Here is a 23,326-nt window from a genome sequence, read left to right on the forward strand (position 1 = left end):
CTGGAGAGTCTTGAACAGTAAAAATAACGTAAACAATAAATTGCTAACGGGCTGTTTCGCTGTATGCAGGCAAAAAAATGGGGGAGATTCATCACTGCTGAATCTCCCCCCTCTTTACCGGATATCTTTTTCCCGATGCAGTTGCAACTCAGAAGGTATATACGGCACTCAAAGACAACATACCTGAGGAATGATCAATTCCGGCAGCATCACCGTCTACTTTTGTCACTGCTCCGGTTGTAAGATTAGTTATGGTAGTCTCCCCCTTCATTTCGTCATATCGCTGGAAATGATAGGACACCAGCAGAGAAAGCTGATCTGTGAAATTATAAGCACCTGACAGGTCAACTGCAAACATGTTGCCGGAATCAAAATCCTCTTCAAAAACAAGATTTCTCAAATGGTGTTGATCCTTATCCTCGGCAGTGACAAAGGTACTGCCGATAATTCTGCCACTGAATGTGATAGGCGTTTCACTGAGATTGGATTTAAAACCGATGCCAACATAGGGAGTATAGAACTTCTGTTCATAGGTTATGACATTCTGTCCGCCAGGAAAACTTCCGGAAACTCCCCAGTAAACATAATCTCCACCAAAAGATTCCCATTCCCAGTTATCATATTTGAAACCGGCAATACCAAAAAACTTTGAGCCCATGACCTCATAAAAGGTCATTTCGGCATTGATATCAAACATTAAACCAGTGGTAAGATCCGTATCCGGATGATTTGACCAGTGGGTATATTCAGGACTGTCGAGGAACCAGTCATAATCATTCATTTCCCCGTCACCGTCATTGACCCGGAACCAGATATCAGCATTGAAATTCAACCACGACAGAGGAGAGAGAGAACCACCGATGCCAAGCATATAGACATTGTCAATCTCCCAGTTCAGCTCACTTATTTTACGTCCTGTACCGGGATCATAGACCAGTTCATTGGAGTCGCCATGTATCCATCCCAGGGACATTCTGCCACTGACGACGACAATATTCTGATTAATCTGGATAGTTGTAGTTTTTTCAACTTTTTTGTCCATTCCCGCCGGCTGCACTGCTACACCGGCCGCCTGTACATTTCCCGCCACCGGCAGCAAGGCCCCGCAGAAGAACAGGAGCGCAGGGAAAACACCTTTTTTTCCTTTGAATATCATCTTAGCCTCTACTGGTAATAAATAATAACTCACAACCACCGTATAAAATGGAGGTTATCGTAAAATCATGACAAATTGATGTATATATTATGCATATAATATGAGGCGGAAAAATTCAAAGGAAATTTCCATTACTTACTCATAATTTCCCCGAACCCGCATTTCTCATGAACATTGTGTCAATTTTGAGAATAACTGTAGAATACAAATAATTAGTCAACCATCAGTAATCGAACAAAATTTACACAATGTTCCCCCAAGGTCAGTCCAGGCGACGCCATCTTCTGCAATATATCGACAATAAATATAGTAACATACTTCAAGCCCTTGATAACGAAGCAGATTCGATAAAATTGCCAATCCCGTAGGGCGAGGGAATAAAGAAAAAACAATCTCACTCGGATAGTGAGTAGTACAACCCTTACTGCGATATGATAATTATCTGTTTATACAGTAAAAATGTTTTTTTATTCCGGAAGTGCAGGATTTAGGTTCCATCTAAAACAGAGAAATCACCCCTGTATAATCCTTCCATCAGCTTCCCCGGAAAACAGATAAAGGTCATCAGGTGAAAACTCCGCCCAGCAGGTATCAGCCACCTCAGCTGAATTTTCAGCCAGGGTCACTACAATGGACTCCTCACCAATACGGCTGTACAGTAATTCTCCGGAACCAAGTTTTTCTACGAGTTCGATCTCCAGTTTAATGCGTCCTTCTTTTTTTTCAGTGAACAATTTGATTTTTTCCGGCCTGATTCCGATCAATACTTCGCTTTCCGTCGGCAATTCCTGCCCCGGCAGAATCAGACGAGTGCCATCCAGAAGTTCAAGTTCGTTTTTCCCAACAATCCTGGCCCGAATGAAATTCATGGGTGGAGAGCCAATAAAACCTGCCACAAATTTAGAAGCGGGATTATGGTAAATCTCATCCGGTGTACCGATCTGCTCAATATTGCCATCATTCATGACCACAATCCTGTCGGCCAGGGTCATGGCTTCCACCTGATCATGGGTTACATAAATCATGGTTGTTCCCAATCGTTTATGCAGCTTTTTCAGTTCCACCCGCATCTGATGACGCAGCTTGGCATCCAGATTGGAAAGGGGTTCATCAAAGAGAAATACAGCCGGTTTACGGACAAGCGCCCTCCCCATGGCCACTCGCTGTCGCTGACCGCCGGAAAGTTGGCGTGGTTTGCGTTTCAAAAAATCAGACAGCTGCAGAAGCCTGGCTGCTTCATCCACCCGTTTTTTAATTTCATCCTTCCCAAGCTTCTGGAGTTTGAGACCATAAGCCATATTGTTAAACACGGTCATATGGGGGTAAAGGGCATAATTCTGAAAAACCATGGCAATCTCGCGATCCTTTGGCTCCACCTCATTCACAACCCTGTCTCCAATCATGACTGTTCCTTCACTCACCTCTTCGAGTCCCGCGATCATCCTCAACACTGTTGATTTTCCACAGCCGGACGGCCCTACAATGACAATAAACTGACCATCTTCAAAGACACCGTTTACCCGGTGAATGACTTCCGTCTTATCAAAAACCTTGACAACATTTTCAAGTATTACTCCAGCCACACTACTTCTCCGTTTCTGTCAAACCTTTAATAAAGAGTTTCTGCATCCCCACCACAACCACAATCGGCGGCAGCATTGCCAGCAGAGTCGTCATCATGATCAGATGCCATTCCGGTGCTTCTTCCGCAGCTTCAAGCATCTGTTTGATTCCCATGACAATGGTATACATATCCTTGTCGGTGGTTATCAGCAGAGGCCAGAGATACTGGTTCCAACCGTAGATAAAAAGAATCACAAAGAGTGCTGCAATATTGGTCCGGGAAATAGGGAGCAGGATATCCCAGAAAAAACGCATGGGACCAGCTCCGTCGATCCGAGCAGCCTCAAGCAGTTCGTCCGGCACAGTAAGAAAAGCCTGGCGAAACATAAAGGTTGCCGTTGCTGAGGCAATCAACGGTATGGTCAAGCCCCAATATGAGTTGAGCATGTGCAGATTGGCTACGACTTCAAATGTGGGCAGAATTCGCACTTCCACCGGCAACATGAGAGTGATGAAAATCAACCAGAAAAATGTCATCCTCAGGGGAAATTTAAAATAGACAATGGCAAAGGCTGACAGGAGAGAAATAGCTATCTTCCCGCAGGCGATCATCATCGCCATCACCAGCGAGTTAATCAGCATCAACCCCACTGACTGCTCCCTGGCGTTGCCGACTCCCCTGACCAGGGCATCACGAAGATTGTCAAAAAAATGGGTTCCCGGCAGAAGAGGCAGAGGAACCTGAGTCATGCGAACGGCATCATGACTGGCTGCCACAAAAGTAATCCAGATGGGAAAAGCTACCAGCAGGACGCCTATGATCAGAACCAGGTGACTTACAACCGTCGTTACGGGACGCTGTTCAATCATGATCAGTACTCCACCTTGCGTTCAATATAACGGAATTGAATGACGGTCAGACCAATCACGATAACCATAAGAATAACAGACTGGGCTGCAGAACCGCCAAGATCCAGACCTATAAAACCGTCGTTGTAAACTTTGTAAACAAGAATCTCCGTTGCCTTTCCCGGCCCGCCCTTGGTCACCGCATGAACGATACCGAAAGTATCAAAAAAGGCATAAATTAGATTCATGACCAGGAGAAAAAAGGTTGTCGGGGAAATAAGGGGGAAAATAATGGTCCAGAAACGCCGGGCCGGACCGGCCCCGTCTATGGCCGCCGCCTCGATCAAAGAGCGGGGAATAGCCTGCATGCCGGCAAAGAAAAACAGAAAATTATAGCTGATCTGTTTCCAGGCAGCGGCAACCACGATCAGGGCCATGGCATGGCTGCCATACAGACGATGGTTCCATTCGAAATTGAAAAAATCAAGCATATAGGCAACAACCCCGATGGTGGGGTCAAACATGAACATCCAGAGAGCGCCGGCCACAGCCGGAGCTACGGCATACGGCCAGATGAGAAGTGTCCTGTAAACTGATGCAGCTTTAATCACTCTGTCGGCCATGGCCGCCAATACCAGTGAGATAGATAACGATGAAAAGGCGACCATAAAAGAAAAATACAGTGTACGCCTGAAGGCCTGCATGTAATAATCATCACTGAAGAGCTCTTTGAAATTATCAAACCAGACAAAGTTGGTACTGAGGCCAAAGGCATCCTGAACCAGAAGACTCTGATAGACGGCCTGGCTTGCAGGCCAGATAAAGAAGACAAGGGTAACAATCAACTGGGGTGCCACCAGAATATATGGCAGCGGAGACGGTTTAAAATGGACTCTTTTTATCATTTTTTAATTACGTACGAAACTCAGCCAGATAGCACAACCTCATTTTCAATCACGCTGAATTAAATGAATAAATGAAAATTACAGCAGCTGCAATATGCACCAGCTGCTGTAATTTACCGTCTACCTGAATCCAGCACTTCGATGCTTCGTATCTGCGGCTAGATTGTCAATTGCAGAATTCAGGGTCTATTTGTTTGCCTTCTCAAATTTCCTCAACAGCTTATTGCCACGTTTGACCGCCTCATCCATGGCCTGGTCTGCTGTTTTGGTTCCATTCCAGATGGTCTCCATCTCTTCATTGATAATATCACGTACCTGAACAAAATTACCGAAACGAATACCACGGGAATTGGGCGTCGGCTGATTGAGACTCAACTGTTTTATGGCCGTATCAGTACCCGGATTTTTCTCATAAAAACCCTGTTTCCTGCTTAATTCGTAAGCGGCTTTCGTAATGGGAACATACCCGGTTTCCTGATGCCACCAGGCCTGTACATCCGGGGAAGAAAGATAACTGAGAAACTGAGCGACACCCTTGTAAGAAGCCTGCTTATGACCACGGAGGACCCAGAGAGTCGCACCACCGATTATTGAATTCTGAGGTTTATCAATAATGTCAGGATAATAGGGTAGCATGGCCTGACCAAATTCAAATTTTGCCTGTTTCTTGATACCACCGTAGTAGGCGGAGGAGTTGAGCCACATGGCACATTCACCGTTGGTGAACATGGGCAGACTGTCACCCCTGCGTCCACCATACTGAAAGATGGAGCTTTTCTGCCACCCGGCCACATCATTCATTACTCTTTTCACGTGCTTATTATTAAAGGTAAATTCAGTATCAAGGCCGGCAAAACCGTTCTCCCTGGTTCCCACGGGAATATTGTGCCAGGCGCTGAAGTTCTCGAGCATGACCCACGACTGCCAACCAAAGGAAAAACCACACTTATAGCCTGCATCGAGTACTTTTTGGGATGCCGCCTCCATTTCCGGCCAGGTTTTGGGAACATCCTTTACTCCGGCTTTTGTAAGGGCTTCCTTGTTGTACCAGAGAACCGGCGTGGAACTGTTAAACGGCATGGAAAGCAGTTTTCCCTCTGATGTCTGGTAATAACTGATAACTGCCGGCAGGTAATCTGACTTATCAAAGGGAACACCGGCATCTTTCATCACATCTTCCACCGGATATACTGCCCCTTTTGCAGCCATCATTGTCGCTGTACCTACCTCAAAAACCTGAACGATATGAGGTTGCTGTCTGGCCCTGAATGCCGCAATTGCAGCCGTCATTGTTTCCGTGTAATTCCCTTTGTAGACGGGCACAATCCTGTAGTCGGACTGGGTTGCATTAAAATCATCGGCAATTTTATTAACCCGCTCACCGTTTACTCCACCCATGGCATGCCACCACTGGATTTCAGTCGCGGCAAAACCGGCTGTAACCTGAACGACCGTAAACGTTGCAGTTACTGCCATAGCTCCCAAAAGTACTTTCAGATTTTTCATGGCACATTCTCCTGAACAGTTATGATTAATTGAAACCTGAATCCTGCAGGGCAAAGGAATAAAGAAGAAAATGATCTCACTCGGAGAGTGAACATAATAATTATCCGTTTATACAGTGTAAATTTTTTTCTTTATTCTCGAAGTACAGGGTTCAGGTGAAACATTGCTGTTACTGCACAGCTTGTACTATTTGCATTTTATAGAAAAATATGCAAAGTTTTATTAGTGCCTTACTCCTGAATTTCTATCATAAAAAACAAAAAAACCAGAAAAGGTGCCTTAAAATCAAATGGTTAGATTTATTTTCAAGGCACTTATACCCCCTTGTGGGGTGCTAGTCCGTATAGTAAAGGTTTCTTTCACAGGTCGAGATTACTCAATAAACTCATTGCAAAACAGTTCATTTAGGGTACTTTGAAAAATCATGTCGCACACAATACAGAACGAGCTGGCTTCTCTGGACCTGGGAAACCAGATACGGAAACTCCGGAAGAAACGGGGCCTGACGCTCCAGGAGCTCTCCGAATTAACCGGACTGTCAAAACCGAATCTCTCCCAGATTGAAAACAATATAGTTACCCCTCCCGTGGCCACTCTTCTGAAAATTTCTTCAGCACTTGGCGTCCAGATCGGCCATTTTTTCCAGACAACAAGCCTGGAATCAAACATCGTGGTGGTCCGCCGGGAGGATCGCTACGGTATAGCCAGGGGTCCCCATATCTCCCATATCGGCTACCAATATGAACCGCTGGCATACCCGAAAGTGGAAAAAAGCATGGAACCGTTTATCGTCAGAATGGAGGAGCGGGACCCTGACGATATGACATTCAATAATCACAGGGGAGAAGAATTTCTCTTTGTCCTGGATGGAAAACTCGAATTTATCTGCGGTGAAACCACCGTCACCCTCAAACAGGGGGACAGCCTCTACTTTGACTCAGGAATTCCTCACGGCTACAGAGGAATAGATGGCCCGGCAACAAGCCTGGTTGTAATCTATAAACCATCCTGATCATGTCTTTCCGTGAGCTTACCGACTCTCGAGATCCTCATCATGCCGACTGCCGGATTTCATAACCGTCTCGTCGCCACCAGTCGAGTCCTCCCTGTAGTTCCCTGACCCGGAAGCCCAGTTTTGCTAGAGCCAATGCCCCTTTTGTTGAAGCATTGCAGCCTATACCGTCACAATAAACGACGTAAAGAACTGATCTGTCCAGTTCCCTGACGCTTTCTTCAGAGATCATCCTGTGGGGAAAATTTATCGCTGAAGGAATATGTCCCCTGGCATATGCCTGCTCTGAACGTACATCAATCACAACTATTTTTTCATCCTGACCTGTAAGTGACAAGGCTTCATGCAGATCCCAGGAATCAATCTCGTATTTTAATTTATTGGCATAATACGCAACCTGTTCATCCATAAATCATCTCCTGTTACTTGAAATACACTCCTGTAAGCTTAAAATTCCTCCCACAGCCAGATACATAATAAATATTTTTAATTTTTATATACAATTTTTTTTATATTAGAGTTACAATACTATAACAGTTTTCTGCACCGCCATCTTCCCCAATCGCCATCCTCCACCCCGCCTGCTGCAACGGGGAAGAGCGCAGGCAACTATCCTTCCACCCTTTACACAGGAGAATTGCCATGTCTGAAAGTGTCTATAAAATTATCGAAATGGTCGGATCAAGTTCTGAATCCTGGGAAGATGCCACCCAGAATGCGGTAAAGTCGGCAGGTATGAGCCTGCGGGACCTCCGCATTGCCGAAGTTGTCACCCTGGACATGAAGATTGAAAATAACCAGGCAGCGGTGTACAGGGCGCGCGTCAAACTCTCATTTAAAATCCTGTCAGATTAGACAGTGGTTATCCAGAAATGAGCATTTTCATTTAAGTTCGAGAAGAAAAGATAAAAAAGCGCATAATATTAGCTATATGCGAGCATTTTATTTTTCCTGGTGACTCAGAAATCGGACCGGCAAGCGAGTTCGCGAGACTCCAGGAAGGCCATTTATGGACAGACAAACCCGCATGTTCCCATGAACAGTGACTCCATGGGAACTTGCCAGGCCCACTCTACTCATTCCTGACAGGATTCCGCAACAGGCCAATTCCCTCGATCTCAACTTCCACCACATCCCCATCCTGAAGCGGCCCGACCCCGCTGGGTGTACCGGTGACAATTATATCTCCCGGTTCCATGGTGAAATTCCTGGAAACAAAGGCCATGATCTGTTCCACGGAAAAAATCATCCGGCTCGTATTTGATTGCTGAACAACTCTGCCGTTCAACCTGGTTTCAATCTGCAGATCCTGCACATCACCTATCAGCCCGGGCGGTACAACAACAGGACCAATGGGTCCGAAAGTATCAAGGGATTTACCGCGGAACCAACCAGACTTATCCGAACGCTGCAGATTTCGCTGACTGACATCATTAAAACAGGTAAACCCGAAGATATGATCAAACGCTTCTGCCTCCTTCAGGTTTTTTATCCGATCCTTGACAATAATCGCCAATTCTCCCTCATAATCGGTTCTGAGATCCTGGAAATCATACTCATGGAGGAAAGAGGGCAGAATAATCGGTTCTTCGGGCGCGATAAGCACATTGGGCATCTTGGGAAAGAGAACAGGCTCCGTGGGAATTTCATCCGTAAAATTCTGAACATTCACCGACTCGCTTTCCCTGATATGTTCCAGGTAGTTCAGGCCGAGACAAATTATTTTTGATGGTTTGACTGCAATCTCACCACCACCTTTTACCGGCAGAAATAAAGACATGGACGTTTACCTCAAGAGTGAGTAATTTTTAAGAAACAATCTCCGACTGTATAATATACAATCGGACAAAAAACAGCACCAGAAGCTTTTCCTCATTTCATAAAACTCATCCATGGCAACAACGACCGAACTCCTCTCAATAGATCTCATAAAGCGCCCCTCCATTACACCCGATGACTGCAACTGCCAGACAATCCTGGCTGAACGACTCAAAAAACTCGGTTTTCAGATTGAGAAGCTGCGTTTCGGCAATGTTGACAACCTATGGGCCACCCACGGTGAAACAGGCCCGCTGTTCGTTTTTGCGGGTCATACCGACGTCGTCCCGCCGGGTCCGGAAGACAAATGGAGTTTCCCGCCATTTACACCAACAATACACAACGGATTTCTTTATGGCCGGGGAGCGGCAGATATGAAGGGCAGCATTGCCGCAATGGTGACCGGATGTGAACAATTTATACACCATTATCCCCACCACAGGGGAACAATAGGATTTCTGATCACCAGTGACGAAGAGGGCGTCGCCACAAATGGTACGGCCAGGGTCGTTCAATATCTGCAACAAAAAGGAATTACAATTGATTTCTGTATCGTGGGAGAACCATCAAGCAGGAAAAAGCTGTGTGACACAATCAAAAACGGCCGCAGAGGAACTCTGAGCGGGCACCTGACAATCCACGGCACCCAGGGACATGTGGCTTACCCGAAGCCGGGCAGCAACCCCATCCACACGCTGGCACCACTGCTGCAGGAACTCTGCTCAATAGAGTGGGACCAGGGCAATGAGTTCTTCCAGCCAACCAGTTTCCAGGTTACAAATATCAACAGCGGCACCGGGGCCGACAATGTCATTCCGGGTGAGCTGGAACTGGAGTTTAATTTCCGTTACTGTACCGAGCTCACCCACACCATACTCCAGAAAAGGGTCGAAAAAATGGTGAAGAACTGCAATCACACACTTTCCTGGCGTCATTCCGGCCTGCCTTTTCTTACAAAAGCCGGAGATCTTCTCCAGGCCACCCGGGAGGCAATTCACAGCGTATGCGGATATCGGGCTACCCTTTCCACGGAAGGCGGAACATCGGATGGGCGGTTTATTGCCCCAACCGGCACGGAAGTCATCGAAATCGGCCCATGTAATGAGACAATTCACAGGATAGATGAGCGGGTAAAGCTCGAAGAGCTGAACCAACTCTCCACAGTTCATCACCACATCCTGGCAGACCTGCTCGGGTGACGTGATGGTATGGGACTTTATCCTCTATCTGCTTTATGGACTAGCCTTTTTCACCCTGGGTGTCGCCATCCTTTCCCGGGAGATACGACTGAGTGAACTGGGTATCGCGAGAATCATCTGGCTCCTTGCACTCTTCGGAATAACCCATGGTTTTCACGAGTGGCTTGAGTTTCTTGAACATCTCTCCCCGACAATAAAAACTCCCGCTTTTTCCCTTTTCAGACTCGGTGTTGTCAGCGTTTCCTTTATGCTGCTCCTCTATTTCGGACTCTTTATCAATATTATCACTTATTACGGGGACCAAGCCCTGAAAACCACGCCGCGAAGTGTCAAAGCTATCATCGGTTTTTCTGCTCTTACCCTTATCCTTCTGACAACCTACCTGGATATGGGGACGGGCAGGGCAACAGTAACCCGTATCTTCGTGGCCTTTCCCGGTGGCCTGCTCTCGGGAATCGGCCTGATGCTCTATTCACGTACCGCCAGGACATTTTCCAAAAAAGTGGCAGTCAATTTCATACTGGCAGGCATTTTCATGATCTGCTATGCCATACTGACCGGTCTTATCCCCTCCCAGGTCGTTGTTCCCTTTTTTCATATCAAGGTAATCTTTTTCAGGAGTGTTTCAGCTTTTCTCATCATGTTCTTTACCATAAGAGCTCTCTCGGTTTTCAGCCTCGAACAGCATGAGCTGATTAATGAGCGACTGTTACGCTTTTCCCAGTCGGAAAAACTGACTTCCATGGGTATTCTAGCAGCAGGCATTGCCCATGAAATTAACAATCCCCTTGCCAATGTCTCCCTCAATGTGGAAATGCTCAAAGACCTGACCGGTGACGATGAGCGCATAGCCAGAAAACTGAAAGCCATTGAACGCAATAGTGCGCGGGCCGCAAAAATCGCACAGGAACTGCTCCATTTCTCACGGGAAAAAGAAACCGGCCTGGAACCTGTTGATATCAATCAGGTCATTACCAGCTCCTGTAATCTGCTCCAGACCCATGGCCAGGGGCCTGAAATCAACCTGAATCTTCAGGATGTTCCGGAGATCGATGGTATTTTCTGGAAACTGGAAGAGGTCTTCATCAACCTGCTGATGAACAGTATTGATGCCTGCGTGAATGAAGATTCCATTGAGATAGAATCTTTTGTCCAGAACAATACAGTAACCGTAATACTCACTGACACCGGCCACGGTATCCACGAAAAAGATCTTTTCAAGGTCTTTGACCCGTTTTATACAACCAAACCGGTCGGCAGGGGAACAGGCCTCGGCCTGTCGGTGTGTTATAATATAATCAAACAGCATGGCGGGGAAATATCTCTTGTTTCAAGTGAATACGGTGGAACTGTTGTAACCGTTTCCTTTCCGGTGGCAGACGGAAAAACCATGGGAGAACAGGCTGGTGAAAGATGAAACCATTTTGGTCATTGATGACGACAGGGATCTGCGCGAATCGATAGTTGAAATTCTTGAAGACAACGGACTGACGGCCACAGGTTGTGGATCGGCGGAAGAGGCAATTGAAAAAATAAAAATCAGTGTTCCAAGTCTTGTCATCGTGGACAATATGATGCCGGGAATGGGTGGACTGGCCCTGATGCCGCTTTTGAAAAATGACTATCCCTGGTTGAAAATTATCATGATTACAGCCTTTTCAACAGTTGACAATGCTGTTGCCGCCATGAAGGGAGGCGCTGATGATTATCTGTCAAAACCGTTTAAACGGAATGAACTGCTTGTTGCCGTAAGGCAAAACCTGGAGGAGCTGAGGTTTGAGAAACAACTCTCTGAACATGACATGGACTCCACCCTGGTCTGTCTGTCAAACGGAATAAGGAGACAGATCCTGGCAATACTGGCAAAAAACCGGAAAATGCGGTTTATGGATATAACCAGGAACTTGGAAATCAGTGACCATACCAAGGTCAATTTTCATCTGAAAAACCTCAAGGCAAACAGCTTTGTCACCCAGGACAGCGAAAAGAACTATATGCTGACATCCCAGGGAAAAAAAATAATCGACCGCCTCCATCTCTTCCTGCAAAATCTTTCCAAATAATATTTGACAGTTACAAAGAGTCTGCGGATTCTATCTCACAACGTGGCTTAATTCTATAAAAACCTCGGGAATCGAGGCTCAATGCGGGCTACCATACGAAAACTCTTGAGATGAAGATTGGATAACCCTTCAGCAGTAAAATTGACCATTTTCAATTTTTTTTATTAAGAATGGTCATTCCCTTCCTTCACTACAGCCCTCCCTTTTCCACCTGAAATTATTCCCTGATTAAAATTTTTCACCGATTAAGGCCGCACTTGACATAATTATAGACTACTCTCAAATTTTATATTACACCATTATATTGTTATTAAAACAGTGTTCAAATTCAAGAAAACAGATGTCTGAGAGGAAATTTCATGAAAAAATCAAGAAAAAACCTTGTGCCTGTACTGTTTGTCTTTTTTTCCATATTACAGATAAACCCGGTTGACACAGCTGCCCGACAGAAACTCGTCACAATTGGAACCGGCAGCATTGCCGGAGTCTACTACCCCTGTGGAGTCGCCATTGGAACCCTTGCCAATCTGCAGAGAAAAGAGCACGGTCTCAGATTTGCGGTAGAAGCAACATCGGGGTCCAGATTTAATCTGAAGACAGTGGCAGAGGGGGAACTGGATTTTGGATTTGTTCAATCTGATGTGCAATTTCAGGCGACAAAGGGAACCGGCTCATTTGAGCGGCAGGGGCCAGTAAAATCTTTACGTTCAGTGTTCTCGTTGTCCCCTGAATTTCTTTTCCTGGTAACCAGGGTCGATGCCTCCATCAAAACCATCGACGATCTTCCCGGCAAACGTGTCAATATAGGCAACAGAGGTTCAGGCCAGGCAGAGACTTTTAAAAAAATTATGAAAATCATGGGATGGAATACAAAAACCTTTTCTGAAATACTGCGGTTAAAATCGAATGAGCAATCCCGTGCTCTCTGTGACGATAAAGTCGACGCCATCATATTCACAGCTGCAGATTCCAGCAAATCCATTCTAGACGCAACAAAACAATGCGATACAGTATTCAGCACAATAAGTGGTGAGAAAATCACTACTTTGCTGAGCAGATACCCGTACTATAAAAAAATGACAATCCCCGGGAAAAAGTACAGAGGGGTTCCACATGATATCCAGACAATCGGGGTAATGACAACTCTTGTCACCGATGCCGATGTTCCTGAGAATATTGTTTATGAACTCGTCAGGGCCGTTTTCGAGAACTTTGACACATTCAAACAGAAACACCCGGCGCTTACTACCTTAAATAAAGCAGACATGGTCAAAGTCGGTTTATATGCACCTCTGCATAAAGGAGCTCTCAAGTATTTCAAAGAGGCTGGTCTGCTGTAGTCTGGTTTATATAAACCGGCATGGACAGCCCCAAAGGCTCAACCGTAAAAACCCTACAGCAGTGTAGTTTTTTTGGTAAATATCATTTTATTCCCAGGAGATCACCCATGGAAAAATATATCGTCAGTTTTCTGTTTGCCATCATATTGATTACAGCCGGTCCTGTACAGGGCGAAGAAAAAGCTGCCGGCACCAATATGTACAAAACATGCTCAAATCTGCCATCCTTTACTTTGCTGAACTGCAAAGATAAAGAATCCGTCCACGCCGCCTTAAATGAACTCTACACCTGCATGAAGTCCAGGTTCACATTTCAGGATAGGATTTACGCTGAGGCCTGGCCGAATATCAATGTTCCCGAATCAGGTCCCGTTACAGGTGGCAATGGTGAGTGGGCCATTGCCTGCCTTCAGGCCTGGCCCTGTAAGGAAGGTCGTCTCGCCTTTATGGAAAAGCTTGGAGGTTACCCGCACCTAGCCATGGTCAGTAATGATTTTATCCTCGACTATAACCTAGACAGGGTTTACAGGAAAAAAGAATTGTCCCAGTACAGAATGCTCAAAGTCAGTGGTTTAAAAGCGGATCAAGCCTGGTTTACTGTGGATCATAAGAAGAAATAACAAAAACTGTCATCCAGTGAATAATTCTCATTTCTGGCCTGACATGTTAAAAAACTTGCCTTCCCCCGGCACACTCATTAGGGTTTTGTTATGATTCGCTTACGTATACAGAACTGAAAAACTGAAACTACTTGTTTTCTCAGAGCAATTGATTTCCCTCTGTGGACTGATTAATTTATGAAACCAAAACTTCTCATCATCGAAGATGAGCTGTCTGTTGCCAAACAATTGAGATGGGGCCTGGATAAAGAATATGACATAACCATCGCAACAACAGTTAAGCAGGCAAAACCGTTACTTGCCTCAGGTGTCTTCCGTGTTGCCACCCTTGATCTTGGCCTTCCCCTTACCCGGACAGTCCGAAACAGGGGTTTTCCCTTCTGGAAGAGATTCCCACCCTTGCCCCTCACTGCCGTATAATTGTCATCACAGGAAATGCGGAGAAAGAAAACGCCATCCAGGCTGTTGCCATGGGAGCAGCCGATTTCTGTGCCAAACCCATTGACCTGAAGGTCCTGAAAATTATCCTGTCCCGTACTTTCAAGATTCATAAACTTGAAGAGGAAAACCGGCAGCAACAGTGCAGAAATTATGAAAAGGGCAAATTCTGCGGCATGATCGGCACCTCCCCAATCATGCAGGAGATCTTCAGGCAATTCATCCACGCCGGTAAAACGGACTACCCTGTTCTTCTTTCAGGTAATACCGGAACAGGCAAAGAAATAGCCGCCCGGGCAATACACAGCCTCAGCTCACGGTCCGAAAAATCGTTCATAACCATTAACTGTGGAGCAATTCCCGAAAACCTGCTGGAAAGTGAATTATTCGGTCACGAAAAAGGTTCCTTTACCGGTGCCACAAAACGTAAAATCGGTAAATTTGAACAGGCCGATCACGGCACGATTTTTCTCGATGAAATCGGAGAGCTTCCCCATACTCTGCAGGTAAAACTTCTCCGCGTTCTCCAGGAAGGAACAATTGACAGGGTGGGCGGGAATGAAACAATCAAACTCGATATACGCATAATCGCCGCGACAAACAGAAATCTTGAAGAAGAAACTGAAAAAAATCGTTTCCGTGAAGATCTCTTCTACCGTCTCAATGTTGTGCCGATCCATCTGCCGGACCTGACAAAACGTCCGGAAGATATTCTTCTCCTCGCTCAGGACTGCCTGGCCAGGGAATCTGAAAAACTGCAGAGAAGAGCATCTTTTACCCCCAAAGCGCTGGCAGCACTTACGGCCCACCCATGGCCGGGAAATGTCAGGGAGCTGCAAAATCGTATCAAGAGAGCCCTTGGGTCGACCCAGGACAAGGTCATCACCCTGACGGATCTTGGTTTCCAGCAGATTGACGGCAAAGAAGAAAACCAGACACTCTCCACATTGAAACAGGCTCGCGATTCGGCCGAATACAGTGCTGTCTGCAAGGCCCTGGCCCTGAGCAACAACAACATCAGCAGAGCCGCAAAACTGCTTGAGATAAGCAGACCAACCCTGCATGATCTTATAAAAAAGCATGGCGTGGCGACAGGAAAATATAATAAAACCTGAAGCCAAAAAACTCCGATGGAATCGGAGTTTTTTCGTACTATTTTTTTTCTGAAAACTACTTCTGAAAAACTCTACCAGACCTACTCTTTCCTGTGGGCACCACGCCTGCGATTATAACCAACCAGTCCGAGAAGACCGATACCCATTAACAAAACAGTTCCGGGCTCCGGAACTGGATTGGAAACTGCCGAAAAACTCGCCTCCGCTGCTCCACCCAAAAAAGGTACTCCCCCAGTATCCATGGCAAGTGCAGTAACAAACAAAGTCAGCGTATGAGTGCCGGAACTTAAAAACAGGTTATCATATTGACCTTGAAAATGCCCGGTACCAAGCGTTGTTGTACTTGTCCAGGGTACTTCAAAACCATCAAGATAGAGAGCAAATTCATCACCCGGAACGAACTGATCCGCTACAGTTACAAGCGTCATGACGGAATCGGAACCAACAGTGATATTCCAGTCAATATCAGAGCCGAATTCAATACCGTCAATCTGCCCAAGACCATCATCCCAGTCAAAGCTTCCTGTCCAGCCGACCAGTGGATCTATAATAACAGTACTGTTTGCAGATACGGTGAAGCCCAGCAGGAACACTATTTGACAAAGTATTATTGATATTTTTTTCATTTCTCTCCCCTCTTTATATTAGCTATTTTTTTTAAACCGTTTACGGTTATAACCCAGCAAACCGGCAAGACCAAGACCCATCAACAGAACAGTTGATGGCTCAGGAACAGGATCATTGGGAACAACCTGCTCAAATGTGCCTATAGTCATATCATCAAAACCAAACTGGTCTACCGAAGAGGGATTTATAAAACTGATGGAGGTGAAAGCTTTTAACGGATCATCCTCATAAAATCCGAAATAGAGAACAGAACCACTGGTGCTGCCTCCCGAACCAACAGTATTACCGACATTCAACGTTGTGGAACCCCCACCGGCATAAGTCACTGATAATTCACCACCAAAGTCTCCGACATCTGTTGCATAAAACCCGAATGCTGAAATCGCTGCACTGAAACTGATCGTAAAATTACCTGTTTCCGCTGCCCAGTAATTTGTTCCTGATGTCGCCCATCGTCCAGCAGCAGTTGAATCATCAACAGAACCCGAGCCTGTCAGCGTTGCAGTTCCTGCTCCGGCAAAAGTGAGTGCAAGTGGTACTCCGGTACCTGTTGAAAAACTCTCAAAGGTCTGAGTTCCAACCCCTGAAAGATTGGAGAGAAAAGCCGTTGCGGCAGCATCAGAATTCGTTCTTGCTCCACCGACACCAGTTAAATCTTCTCCAAAAAACGTAACCGCTGTGGCATTTGCATTTCCCGTTAAACCAACCATCAGCAATGCTGCCCCAAATCCATATATTATTTTCTTTTTCATTGTATTCTCCTTTTGCAATAATTTGCATCCAGCACATCAGTTGTATTACCTGATGCAAATGGTATTCCATTTTTTTTGAAATTAAGAATGAATCATATCCCGGCTCAATCTCTTTCGACTGATCCGACGCTATCCCTGGAAAACCGTGGTGAACAGCTGAACAATCTTTGACTGTATCTTTCTTGTTCAGGGAGAGAAAACCCCTTGGGAAATGACAAAGGAAAGCAAATATGAGAAGATGTCGGATAATTTTACAACCGACTCCAGAGAAAAAATGTAAGAAATCATCTACGGAAAATTACTGTTAATATCCTATCATCACCCGCAGTTACTTGAGAAAAAGAATCACTCTCAGCAAATTTTTTATTTTCCTCAGCACTTTTTATTAGAAATTTATGAGACAATATCGTCTGGTATGTGTCAGCTAATTTTACAATTTATTTTAAAAAAATCTTTAACGTTCAGAAAAATCATATTGTTTTAATAAGTTACACGGAATCGCTCAACCAGCCGCATTTAATTTCAGTCGAAACCGTGCGCCGCCATTCTTCCGGTTTCCTGCTGTAATTGTTCCTTCGAGCTTTTCAACCATCTTTTTCACCTGCCATAACCCGATGCCACTTCCTCCCTTCTTTGTTGTTTTAAACGGCTCAAACAATGCATCAGGTAGAAGTGCCTCCAGTATCCCCGGTCCATTGTCCAATATTGTTATGACAATTTTTTTTGTGCTACTCTCTTGCACCGCAACCATACGAACCGCAAGATTATTTTCTCTCGCCTGATATGCATTGATAAGAATATTTTCAATAATGGAAGTTAAGAGACTTGGATCTCCTTTCACCTGCAGATTTTCTTTGATATCGATTGAAATTGCCATTGTCGCAAGCTTAGACTGTAACCTGCGACAGCAGTCTTCAAGGAAGTGCCGCAGATCAATTACCTGCCAGTCGACCACTATCTCATTTTTCAATGTATTCAACCGTTCCTCCACACGGGCCATTCTTCGCAGGGCATCATCCACCGACTCAAGCATATCTCTCTGGAACTCAGGTTCATGAATATGATCAACCGCGTTTTCCTGTAACAATGAAAGCATGGTAGCAGCATTTTTTATATCATGGAGAACAAAAGCGGACAGACGGTCCCATGCCTGCCGTTCCCTGGCTCCCGCAAGCTGCTCGGCCATACGAACGGCCAGAAGCGCCGAAGCCGTCTGACTGCCGAGGGCCGTAAGCAGATCAAAATCGTCATAACCATACCGGCCTCCTGTATATTCCGGCCCCAACCCGATTAAACCAGGCAATTGACTGCCGATGGAAACAGGTGCCACAAGAATCAGGTCAAAAGAAGAGAGAAACTGTTCTTTTTCTTTCAGTACATTTTTCAATGCGTTGCTCTTATTTTTTTCCCCTCCGTGAAAATAGGGATGAACAGATATATACTCAATCAGCGGATCATCAGGTTGAAGAAAGTTGTCTTTTTTCCTTCCAGTAAAATTTTCCGGATAAGAGACGAGACTGTACCCCTTTGACCTGTCACCAAGCCAGATATAAATTTTCGTTGTATAGAGACTGGCTGACAATACCCGTCGCAAAGCCCGGACAACTCCATCCTCGGTTAAGGCACCCTGCAGTTGCTCTGACAGTGCCAGCCATTCATCCCTGTACTCATATTTGTTGATATAAAAATGTGTTGAAATAAAAAAATGAATCCGGCTTCTGATTTTGCCGGAGAGACCGAAAACGGTAACTCCAATTCCCCCCAGGACAAGAAACAGCCATTTCAGGACAAAAGACATTTCCAGTCCAAACGTACGCATGACGAGTGTGACTGTGCCAAATCCAAGAAAATATCCAGCCAGCAGCGAGGGAACAACAAAAGAATAAATCACTTTCCTGGAAACGAAGATCTTCCTGTTCAGCAGTCGATGGTGAATAATTGCATACAACATCACGACACCACCTGCCGACAGCAAACCAGCGATAAGAGTTAAATGATCCGGCAGTATAGTCAGGTAGGTCAACCGATAAGACATGACCCAGGCTATGGAACCACAAACCAGGTATGCACCGACGATAAAGAATTTATACTCCCATCTCTGCGCCGCCTCCAGACGGCGCCAGAACTGTTCAAGACGCCAGGCAACATAAAGCGTTACGGCAAGAATAAAAATCGCAGCAAAATAGACAGGGTCAAATGTCTGAAAAGACATCTCCACGCTCGAAACTTCGAACAGGGAACAGCAGAGAATAAAACCACAAACGGCAACAGTTGCTACCGCGGCAATAACAGGTTTGGTTTTAAAACCGGTTGAGATTTTCCCAAAACCTCCAGCTATCACATCACGGAGATGAAAGGCCATTAAAAACCAGATAAATGCGAATATAACCTCGGAAACAAGAACCACCTGCACGAAAGACCCAGTCCACTGATAGGCAAGAAAGGCATATTCCAGAGAGAGGAGAAAAAGCGCAAACAATGCCTGCACAAGCGCGCGGGAAAACCGTTTTTCAGGTTCTTTCAGGAAAAATGTAAAGAAACCCGACAGGAACAGTAATCCATTAATTATATATAATATTACCAATGGACAGCCCTTTTATTCTTTGTCCGTCACCCATTCTCCCGCCTTTTCTGCACACTGGCCTCAAGAAGCTCTTTTGTATAAGGATGTTCAGCCTTCAGGGAACGAAGATCTTCCACTCCCAGGACTTCAACAATTTCACCCTGGTTCATTACAGCAATTTCGCTGCACATATGGCCCACTACGGCCAGGTCATGGGAAACCATGAGATAAGTCAGGTGCCTTTCCCGACGCAGGCGCACCAGCAGGTTTAATATTTCAGCCTGCACGGAAACATCCAGGGCAGAGGTGGGTTCATCCAGCAGGAGAATGGAAGGTTCAATAATCAGGGCGCGGGCGATGGCCACCCGTTGTCGCTGGCCGCCGGAAAGCTGATGGGGCCAGCGGAAACGAAAGGACTGGTCAAGCCCCACATCATCAAGAGTTTCCACTATCCGCCTGTTGACATCATCAAAACCATGAAGAGACAGGGCCTCCTGCAATACATGATCAACTGTCTGCCGGGGATGCAGGGATGCGTAAGGATCCTGGAAAACCATCTGAACCGCCCGATAGAATTCCTTGTCCCGTTCCTTTCCAAGAACACTGCCCAGTACGGAAATCCTTCCAGACCAGGTCGGAGCAAGGCCGGTAATGGCCCGCAGTATGGTCGATTTTCCTGAACCCGACTCCCCGACAAGACCGAAACTGTCTCCCAGCGGAACTGAAAAACCGGCATCAATCACTGCATCTACACGATCTTCACCCTCACCGAACCAGACATCGACATGCTCGAGTTCTATTCCGTTTTCTTTCCCTTCACGCACGATCTTTCTCCATTTCTACAACACCACTGACACTGGGGTCCAGACTCCAGGCCTCATCACGTTTCAGCACTTCAAGATGGTCAACCGGATGGTCCAGCCGTGGCATGGAATTCAGCAGCCCAACGGTATACGGATGAGTGGCTTCATGCAGTCTGTCGGCCCGGCATGTCTCCACAATCCGTCCAGAGTACATGATCAGCACACGATCACAGAACGCCGACACCACATTGAGATCATGACTGATGAAAATAAGCCCCATACCCCGTTCTCTGACAAGCTTATCCATAATTTCCAAGACCTCCTTCTGTACTGTCACATCAAGAGCCGAGGTAGGTTCGTCCGCAATCAGAATCTGTGGATCGGGAATAAGCATCATGGCAATCATGATACGCTGCCCCATGCCACCAGACATTTCATGGGATAGGCATTAAAAACCCTTTCCGGATCCCGAATCAGAACATTTTCAAGCATGGTTAACGTCTTTTTCCTTGCCTCTGCACGGCTGGAACGGGCATGCAGGCGATACGCCTCACAGATCTGGTCTCCGATCCGCATCACCGGATTGAGGGAAAACTTGGGATCCTGCATGATCATGGAGATCCTGTGTCCCCTTACACTGCGCATCTGTTTTTCGCTGAAATCCAGCAGGTTCTCCCCCTCAAGAGCGATACGATCAGCCTCAAGAATACCAGGTTTCTTTATCAGTCGCAGAATGGCTCTTCCGGTCATGGATTTCCCGGAACCGGACTCCCCGACAATCCCGAGCCGCTCCCGGCCAAGGGAAAAGGAAATTCGGCGAACCGCCTCGAAAATACCGTTTCGGGTTGGAAATTTTACAGTCAGGTTTTCTACTTCAAGCAGATTCGTCATTTTGAACTCTTCTTTGGATCCAGAACATCCCGCAGACCATCACCCAGCAGGTTGAATGCCAGGGAGACGATGAAAATTGCAAGTCCAGGCATGGTCGCCACCCACCAGTGATCAAGGATGAATTTGCGTCCGGCAGAAATCATGGCACCCCATTCAGGAGATGGTGGCTGAGCCCCCAGGCCAAGAAAACCAAGCCCTGCCGCTGTAAGAATTATTCCGGCCATATCCAGCGTCACCCGGATAACCAGAGAAGAAATACAAAGCGGCCAGATATGGCGTGTGATAATTTGCAATGACCCCGCTCCCTGGAGTTTAATGGCATGGATAAAATCCGCGTTACGTATAGTCAGGGTTTCTGCCCTGGCAATACGGGCATAAGGTGGCCAGGCAGTAAGGACAATGGCCAGGACGGCATTTTCAATCCCCGCTCCCAGGGCTGAAACAAAGGCAAGAGCCAGTATCAGCTTCGGGAATGCCAGAAAGATATCGGTGATACGCATCAGGGTCACATCCACCCAGCCACCGAGATAACCCGCTGCAGTACCGACAAAAAGCCCGACAATTGGTGCCATCAGGGCAACCAGGGAGACGATATAGAGTGTAATCCTCGAACCATAGATCAATCTGCTCAGTATATCGCGCCCCAGAGAATCAGAGCCGAGAATATACCCTCCTTCCCCCGGTGGTGTCAGCCTGGCCGCCAGGTCCTGGGTAAAGGGACTATGGGGTGCCAATAGTGGCGCCAGGGCCGCAACCAGCACCAGGACAAAAAGGATTGTCAGACCGAACATGGCCATTGGATTGGAACGAAAAGCCTGCCACGACCTGTACCAGGCACAGAAACGGGCCTGCCGCCGCGACGTGGGGGTATCCGTGGTCAACCACTCGTACAATGTCTGTTTCCGGGGAGTTTCTAGTACCGTACTCATATCTATTTTGCCCTCGGATCAAAGAATTTATAGAGCAGGTCCGAAAAAATATTCAGACAGACAAAAACCAGGCCCACAACCACAGTCCCACCCAGAACGGCGTTCATATCGGCGGACAGCAGCGCCGTGGTGATATAGGAGCCTATACCCGGCCAGGAGAAAATCGTTTCGGTGAGAACAGAACCTTCAAGGAGACCGGCATAGGAAAGGGCGATAACCGTTATCAGCGGCACCTTGACGTTACCAAAGGCATGGCGCCAGATAACGGCTCTCTCCGACAATCCCTTGACCCGCGCGGTGATAATATATTCCTGGTCAAGCTGCTCCAGCATAAAGGACCGGGTCATCCTGGAAATATAGGCAAGGGAATAATAAGCGAGCAGTCCAGCAGGCAGAACAATATGGGAAATGGCATTGCGGAAAACCTCCATATCTCCGGCAAGCAGACTGTCAATCAGAATCATGCCTGTAACCGACGGCACAATATCCACGTAGAAGATATCAAGCCGTCCCGGTCCACCGATCCAGCCAAGAATACCGTAAAAGACCAGCAGACCGATAAGACCGATCCAGAACACCGGCATGGAATAACCGATCAGGGCTACAACCCTTGCCACATGATCAATCCAGCTGCCCCGTTTCACAGCGGCCACCACACCCAACGGAACACCCAGCAGTACCCCGATAATCGTTCCCACAGTAGCCAGTTCCAGGGTCGCGGGAAACACACGCAGCAGATCCTGGGAAACGGGTCGGGCAGTCAGCAGGGATTCTCCGAAATTTCCCGTGGCAATATCTCTTAGAAAAAAGAGAAACTGAACAAGCAGTGGCTTATCCAGCCCCAACTCATGGTAGGCGGCTTCATAGGTTGCCCTTGAAGCGCTTTCACCGACAATGGACAGCACCGGATCAATGGGCATGACACGGCCTATGATAAAAGTGACAAACAGCAGACCGATCATGGTGATCAGCACCGTGAAGATGGTATTACCGAGTCCAGCCAGCCAGGGGGTACGGTATTGCCTTTATGCTTTTTGGCAGTCTTTGTTTCAGAAGTCATCAAATTCGCAAGTAGATAGAAAAAATCAAGGGCAGGGTCTACTCACGAGCCCCACCCTTAATTTCCAGGTTCATCTCAACAGAATAATCACACCTGAATCCTGCAGGCAATCATTCT

At 46.5% G+C, this 23,326-nt stretch carries 22 protein-coding genes and 1 pseudogene; 9 read left to right on the forward strand and 14 right to left on the reverse strand.

The window, feature by feature from the left end; genetic code table 11:
• Window positions 1-148: 148 nt before the first annotated feature.
• From LO777_RS13530 to ugpB, 5 genes are all read right to left on the reverse strand, one after another.
• Window positions 149-1,156: an omptin family outer membrane protease gene (locus LO777_RS13530; protein ID WP_228854417.1), complete on the reverse strand. Its 1,008-nt coding sequence runs from the start codon at window positions 1,154-1,156 to the stop codon at window positions 149-151.
• Window positions 1,157-1,668: 512 nt separating this feature from the next.
• Window positions 1,669-2,739: an ABC transporter ATP-binding protein gene (locus tag LO777_RS13535; protein WP_228854418.1), complete on the reverse strand. Its 1,071-nt coding sequence runs from the start codon at window positions 2,737-2,739 to the stop codon at window positions 1,669-1,671.
• Window position 2,740: 1 nt separating this feature from the next.
• Window positions 2,741-3,589, reverse strand: coding sequence for a sn-glycerol-3-phosphate ABC transporter permease UgpE (gene ugpE / locus LO777_RS13540; protein WP_228854419.1), 849 nt, complete (start codon window positions 3,587-3,589; stop codon window positions 2,741-2,743).
• Window positions 3,590-3,591: 2 nt separating this feature from the next.
• The gene (gene ugpA / locus LO777_RS13545) at window positions 3,592-4,473 is read right to left on the reverse strand and encodes a sn-glycerol-3-phosphate ABC transporter permease UgpA (RefSeq protein ID WP_228854420.1); all 882 of its coding nucleotides are present in this window, start codon (window positions 4,471-4,473) and stop codon (window positions 3,592-3,594) included.
• 186 nt (window positions 4,474-4,659) lie between these two features.
• The gene (gene ugpB, locus LO777_RS13550) at window positions 4,660-5,949 is read right to left on the reverse strand and encodes a sn-glycerol-3-phosphate ABC transporter substrate-binding protein UgpB (RefSeq protein WP_407929149.1); all 1,290 of its coding nucleotides are present in this window, start codon (window positions 5,947-5,949) and stop codon (window positions 4,660-4,662) included.
• A gap of 454 nt (window positions 5,950-6,403) precedes the next feature.
• Here ugpB and LO777_RS13555 point away from each other — a divergent pair, with 454 nt between their 5' ends.
• Window positions 6,404-6,991 carry a helix-turn-helix domain-containing protein gene (locus LO777_RS13555; protein WP_228854422.1) on the forward strand — a complete coding sequence of 196 codons (588 nt, stop codon included), beginning with the start codon at window positions 6,404-6,406 and terminating at the stop codon, window positions 6,989-6,991.
• Window positions 6,992-7,031: 40 nt separating this feature from the next.
• Here the strand turns inward: LO777_RS13555 and LO777_RS13560 are convergent, their stop codons facing one another.
• Window positions 7,032-7,400: a rhodanese-like domain-containing protein gene (locus LO777_RS13560; protein ID WP_228854423.1), complete on the reverse strand. Its 369-nt coding sequence runs from the start codon at window positions 7,398-7,400 to the stop codon at window positions 7,032-7,034.
• 233 nt (window positions 7,401-7,633) lie between these two features.
• Between LO777_RS13560 and LO777_RS13565 the strand changes: the two genes are divergently transcribed.
• Complete coding sequence (locus LO777_RS13565) at window positions 7,634-7,846, forward strand: dodecin family protein (RefSeq protein WP_228854424.1); 213 nt, start codon at window positions 7,634-7,636, stop codon at window positions 7,844-7,846.
• A 217-nt stretch (window positions 7,847-8,063) separates the two neighbouring features.
• Here LO777_RS13565 and LO777_RS13570 read toward each other — a convergent pair whose 3' ends face one another.
• Window positions 8,064-8,771: a fumarylacetoacetate hydrolase family protein gene (locus tag LO777_RS13570; protein WP_228854425.1), complete on the reverse strand. Its 708-nt coding sequence runs from the start codon at window positions 8,769-8,771 to the stop codon at window positions 8,064-8,066.
• 112 nt (window positions 8,772-8,883) lie between these two features.
• Between LO777_RS13570 and dapE the strand changes: the two genes are divergently transcribed.
• The 7 genes from dapE (at window position 8,884) to LO777_RS13605 (ending at window position 15,584) form a co-directional block, all read left to right on the forward strand.
• The gene (dapE, locus tag LO777_RS13575; protein ID WP_228854426.1) at window positions 8,884-10,008 is read left to right on the forward strand and encodes a succinyl-diaminopimelate desuccinylase; all 1,125 of its coding nucleotides are present in this window, start codon (window positions 8,884-8,886) and stop codon (window positions 10,006-10,008) included.
• Window positions 10,009-10,012: 4 nt separating this feature from the next.
• Window positions 10,013-11,425 carry a sensor histidine kinase gene (locus tag LO777_RS13580; RefSeq protein WP_228854427.1) on the forward strand — a complete coding sequence of 471 codons (1,413 nt, stop codon included), beginning with the start codon at window positions 10,013-10,015 and terminating at the stop codon, window positions 11,423-11,425.
• Complete coding sequence (locus tag LO777_RS13585) at window positions 11,415-12,071, forward strand: response regulator (RefSeq protein ID WP_228854428.1); 657 nt, start codon at window positions 11,415-11,417, stop codon at window positions 12,069-12,071. The genes LO777_RS13580 and LO777_RS13585 overlap by 11 nt, the downstream gene beginning before the upstream one ends.
• A 359-nt stretch (window positions 12,072-12,430) precedes the next feature.
• Window positions 12,431-13,411, forward strand: coding sequence for a TAXI family TRAP transporter solute-binding subunit (locus tag LO777_RS13590; RefSeq protein ID WP_228854429.1), 981 nt, complete (start codon window positions 12,431-12,433; stop codon window positions 13,409-13,411).
• A gap of 107 nt (window positions 13,412-13,518) precedes the next feature.
• A complete protein-coding gene (locus tag LO777_RS13595; RefSeq protein WP_228854430.1) occupies window positions 13,519-14,031 on the forward strand; it encodes a hypothetical protein in 513 nt (170 codons plus the stop codon).
• A 177-nt stretch (window positions 14,032-14,208) separates the two neighbouring features.
• Window positions 14,209-14,451 (forward strand): hypothetical protein, encoded by a 243-nt coding sequence (locus tag LO777_RS13600; RefSeq protein ID WP_228854431.1) that lies wholly within the window; start codon window positions 14,209-14,211, stop codon window positions 14,449-14,451.
• A gap of 50 nt (window positions 14,452-14,501) precedes the next feature.
• Window positions 14,502-15,584 (forward strand): sigma-54 interaction domain-containing protein, encoded by a 1,083-nt coding sequence (locus LO777_RS13605; protein ID WP_228854432.1) that lies wholly within the window; start codon window positions 14,502-14,504, stop codon window positions 15,582-15,584.
• An 80-nt stretch (window positions 15,585-15,664) separates the two neighbouring features.
• Here LO777_RS13605 and LO777_RS13610 read toward each other — a convergent pair whose 3' ends face one another.
• The 7 genes and pseudogenes from LO777_RS13610 to LO777_RS13640 all read right to left on the reverse strand — a co-directional run bounded on the left by LO777_RS13610 (window position 15,665) and on the right by LO777_RS13640 (window position 23,153).
• Window positions 15,665-16,210 carry a PEP-CTERM sorting domain-containing protein gene (locus LO777_RS13610; protein ID WP_228854433.1) on the reverse strand — a complete coding sequence of 182 codons (546 nt, stop codon included), beginning with the start codon at window positions 16,208-16,210 and terminating at the stop codon, window positions 15,665-15,667.
• A gap of 18 nt (window positions 16,211-16,228) precedes the next feature.
• Window positions 16,229-16,963, reverse strand: a complete 735-nt coding sequence (locus LO777_RS13615) for a PEP-CTERM sorting domain-containing protein (RefSeq protein ID WP_228854434.1) — start codon at window positions 16,961-16,963, stop codon at window positions 16,229-16,231.
• A gap of 502 nt (window positions 16,964-17,465) precedes the next feature.
• Complete coding sequence (prsK, locus tag LO777_RS13620; RefSeq protein WP_228854435.1) at window positions 17,466-19,547, reverse strand: XrtA/PEP-CTERM system histidine kinase PrsK; 2,082 nt, start codon at window positions 19,545-19,547, stop codon at window positions 17,466-17,468.
• A 26-nt stretch (window positions 19,548-19,573) separates the two neighbouring features.
• Entirely contained in the window at window positions 19,574-20,350 is a 777-nt protein-coding gene (locus LO777_RS13625) for an ABC transporter ATP-binding protein (protein WP_228854436.1), read from the reverse strand.
• Window positions 20,343-21,220 (reverse strand): annotated as a pseudogene (locus LO777_RS21100) (ABC transporter ATP-binding protein). Before LO777_RS21100 ends, LO777_RS13625 begins: the two are co-directional and overlap by 8 nt.
• Window positions 21,217-22,149, reverse strand: a complete 933-nt coding sequence (locus tag LO777_RS13635) for an ABC transporter permease (RefSeq protein WP_228854437.1) — start codon at window positions 22,147-22,149, stop codon at window positions 21,217-21,219. Before LO777_RS13635 ends, LO777_RS21100 begins: the two are co-directional and overlap by 4 nt.
• A 2-nt stretch (window positions 22,150-22,151) precedes the next feature.
• A complete protein-coding gene (locus LO777_RS13640; protein WP_407929150.1) occupies window positions 22,152-23,153 on the reverse strand; it encodes an ABC transporter permease in 1,002 nt (333 codons plus the stop codon).
• Between the last annotated feature and the right edge of the window lie 173 nt (window positions 23,154-23,326).

The sequence above is a fragment of the Desulfomarina profundi genome, from assembly GCF_019703855.1.
Lineage (GTDB): Bacteria > Desulfobacterota > Desulfobulbia > Desulfobulbales > Desulfocapsaceae > Desulfomarina > Desulfomarina profundi.